We start from the raw sequence: 3,378 nt of genomic DNA, 5'->3' as shown, positions 1-3,378 counted from the left end.
GGGGGGGGGGGGGAGGGGGGGGCGGTCACCGCTCCCCCCCCACCGCGAGGAAGAGCACACCGGTGGACCTGGTGGGCACCATCCGGACGTCCTCGCGCCGTCCGGCCAGGAAGCGCAGGCCGTCCCGCAGGTGCGGCCGCAGACCGAGCAGCCGCAGCTCCACGCCGTGGGCCCGCGCGGTGGCGAGCAGCCGCTCGCGGTTGACGAAGAGCCGGTGGTCGTGGGTGCCGCGGGGCGGCCGGCCCGGCAGCGGCAGGTTCTCGGCGAGGGTGACGGCTGCCAGTCGGGCCACCCTGGTGTCGGCGATGGTGTCGGCGATCAGGGTGCCCCCGGGCCGCAGCACCCGGCACGCCTCCGCGAGCACGGCGTACGGGTCGGGCACGTGTTCCAGACACTGCCCGGCCGTGACCACGTCGAAGGACTCCGCCGCGAACGGGAGCCGGGCGATGTCGGCCCGGACCGTGACGTCGTAGCCGTGGGCGCGGGCCTGCCGGAGGGACTGGAACGACAGGTCGACGCCGAACACCCGGTAGCCCTTGTCGGCCAGGTGCGGGGCGAACAGTCCGCCCCCGCAGGCGATGTCCAGCAGCCGGCCCCGACCGTGCCGGGCGGCGGAAGCGGCCGGGACGAAGTCGGCCCGGGCGCGGGCGATCCAGCCGAGCGGCGCGAGCGGGCCCCTGGGGTCCCACCACGCGTCGGCGAGCGGGTCGTAGTCGGTGATGAAGTCGCTGCGTACTGCTGGCACGACGCTCCTTCTGAACGGGCAGCGGTCCGGGCCGGGGCCGCGCGCACGGCGTGGCGCGGCTCCGGCTCCGCTGGGCGGGTCGGTCGGGTGGTGGGCGGACGCCCCAGGGCGGCTTCGGCTCGCGGGCCGGTCACGTGGGTCGGTGACGCGCGCCGGTGACGCGGGTCGGTCACGTGGGCCGGTCACGTGGGTCGGTGACGCACGTCGGTGACGTGGGTCGGTCGCGCCGTGGGCGGGCCGGTCAGGCGGCCGGCGAACGGTCCTCCGCCTCGGGGCCGGTGGCGTCGCGCAGCGCCCCGAGGGCGGGATGGCGGGACGCGAAGGTGGCGACGAGATCCCGCAGACACCGCCGGACGAGCGGGGCGTGCGCGGCCGTGGCCGGGTGGGACTCGACGGCGAGGAGGGCGTTCGCCGTGTAACGCTGTGCCACCTTCGCGGCCCGGGTGATCGCCCCCGACTCCTGGACGGCCTCGACCACGGCCCGGCACCGGTCGGCTGACAGCGGCTGCGCGCTCAGTAGCGGCAGGAGCACGTCCGGGGAGTCCTGGACGGCATAGATCACCGGCAGTGTGTAGACGCCGTTGATTATGTCCTTGGCCGGTTCCTTGCCGGTTTCCGTGCTGCAGATGTCGAGAATGTCGTCCCAGATCTGGAATGCCATTCCCAGATCGTTCCCGAAGCTTTCCAGGGCCGCCTGTGCGCTTTTTTCGGACTTCCCGCCCAGGACGCCCATGGAGGCGGCCGTCCGCAACAGGCGGGCGGTTTTCCCGGAAACGGCGGCGTAGTACTCGGGCTCGGTCCGGAAGGGGTCGTGGAGCCGACTGGACTCCAGCATCTGGCCGACGCACATGTCGGCCAGGGTCTGGGCCATTGCCAGCAGGTGGGAGCGCCCCAGCGCCGCGGCGCCCTGCATGCAGCGGGCGAGCAGATAGTCCCCGGTCAGCAGGGCGGTCGGGGTGCCGTACTTGGCGTTGACGCTCGGCCTTCCTCGCCTGACCTGTGCATTGTCTATCACGTCGTCGTGATGGAGGGTTGCGATGTGCAGGGTTTCGACGACCGCGGCGCCTTCGATGACCCGCCGGTGCGTGCGCCGGCCGGGTTCTTCGGCGAGCAGGTACGAGGACAGCAGGACGAGCGTGGGCCGCAGCAGACGCCCGGAGTGCTCCACCGCGTAGGCGATGGGCTCCTCGATCCGGGAATGCGGCTGGGCCACCAAGGACTGGAGTGCCTCCCTGACCCGCACGAGGTCCTTCCGGAGCCATTCCTGAACGAGTGCGGATTCTTCGCCGTGCGCGGAGGCGCGCTCAGCAGGAATCGATGTCGTCATCATGAATTCCTTCCCCCGTGACCTCGCTCCGGAGGTCACGAACAGGCTAAGCAGCCTTTCGCCGGTCGCACCAGGGGGCGTGGATTAATCTGTGCCGGAGGGGGGACGGGACGAGGAAATTCCGGCTCCGCTTTCACGCAGCGCGTTCCGCGGGCGGGACGTCCGGGCAGGTAGCGCCCGTCGGACCGTCACGCTGCGTGCTGGTTCCACCTTCCGCGGGGTGATGCAGGTCACATTGACAGCCCGCGGAGCCTGTTCCGTCGGCGCCAAGGATCTTCGACCTGGGCATGGACGTTCCGGAACTCGTTGCCTAGAGTGAGGGCCGTCGGCTCCGGCGGCCGCCCCGGCGTGCCGCCCTCCCGGAGCCCGCGTCGGCCTCCGCCCGTCGGCGCGACCGTTCTCCCGGCACTCCGATCGGCGTCCCGCCGCTCGCGCGAACGCCGCTTCCGCACCGCGTTCCTCGCACTGCGTTCTCCGCACCGCGTTCTCCGCACCGCCGTATCCACCCGGCGACCTTCGTGACGCGTCCGCCGCGACGTCCGCCGCTACGTCCGTGGCGCCGTCCGCCACGCCGTCCGTGGTGGCGATCCGCCGGCGGTGTCCTCCAACAGTCCTGCCCAGTAAGGGAGTCCGTCCCATGACCAGCACCGCTGTCGTCCCGTCGGCCCCCGGCGCCAAGCCCGTCGTCGGCCACCTGGCGGCGTTCCTGCGCGAGCCGCTGGCGTTCCTGCGCGGGCTGCCCCCGCACGGCCCACTGGTGGAGATCCGCTTCCTCGGCAAGCCCCTGGTGGTCGTGTGCGACCCCGAACTGACCCGCGCGATGCTGGTGCGCGACCGGGTCTTCGACAAGGGCGGGCCCCTCTTCGAGCGGCTGCGCGAGGCGGGCGGCCAGGGGCTCGCCTCGTGCCCGGCCGCCGAGCACCGACGGCAGCGCCGCCTGATGCAACCGGCCTTCCACCACTCCCGGTTCCCCGGCTACGCCCGCATCATGACGGAGCGTCTGGACCTCGCGCTCCGCCGGTGGCACCACGGCCAGACCGTCGACCTGGCCGTCGAGTCCCGCACCATCACCGCCGACCTCGTGCTCTCCGCGGTGTTCGGGACCAGTCTGGACCCGGGTCTGCACGGCCGCCTGGCCGCCGACTTCGACACCCTGCTGGCCGGCTTCACCCGGCACACCCTCCTGCCCAAGCGGCTGCGCAAGGTCCCCACGCCGGGCAACGTCCGCTACGACCGGGCCACCCGCCGGGTGCGCCGGTCCATGGCCGACCTCACCGCCGCCCACCGCCGGCGGGTCGACGCCGGC

At 73.0% G+C, this 3,378-nt stretch carries 3 protein-coding genes; 1 reads left to right on the top strand and 2 read right to left on the bottom strand.

Going from position 1 to position 3,378, the window contains the following annotated elements; all coding sequences use genetic code 11:
• Positions 1-25: 25 nt before the first annotated feature.
• Both ubiG and VR45_RS42325 read right to left on the bottom strand, forming a co-directional pair.
• On the bottom strand, positions 26-745 hold the full coding sequence (gene ubiG, locus VR45_RS14265) for a bifunctional 2-polyprenyl-6-hydroxyphenol methylase/3-demethylubiquinol 3-O-methyltransferase UbiG (protein ID WP_045940110.1): 720 nt from the start codon (positions 743-745) through the stop codon (positions 26-28).
• Between the two features lie 241 nt (positions 746-986).
• Complete coding sequence (locus tag VR45_RS42325; RefSeq protein ID WP_159394213.1) at positions 987-2,072, bottom strand: polyprenyl synthetase family protein; 1,086 nt, start codon at positions 2,070-2,072, stop codon at positions 987-989.
• 637 nt (positions 2,073-2,709) lie between these two features.
• Here VR45_RS42325 and VR45_RS14255 point away from each other — a divergent pair.
• Positions 2,710-3,378: cytochrome P450 (locus VR45_RS14255; protein ID WP_045940109.1), on the top strand; the 669-nt coding region annotated here is incomplete at its 3' end.

The sequence above is a fragment of the Streptomyces sp. NRRL S-495 genome (assembly GCF_000966955.1).
Classification (GTDB): Bacteria; Actinomycetota; Actinomycetes; order Streptomycetales; family Streptomycetaceae; genus Kitasatospora; species Kitasatospora purpeofusca.
The sequence above is the reverse complement of the archived record's forward strand: the minus strand, read 5'-3'. Positions and strand labels throughout refer to the sequence as shown.

Bases quoted from the DNA above. Each gene is read 5' to 3' on its own strand.
- VR45_RS42325 (WP_159394213.1), bottom strand. From the start codon at position 2,072: ATGACGACATCGATTCCTGCTGAGCGCGCCTCCGCGCACGGCGAAGAA.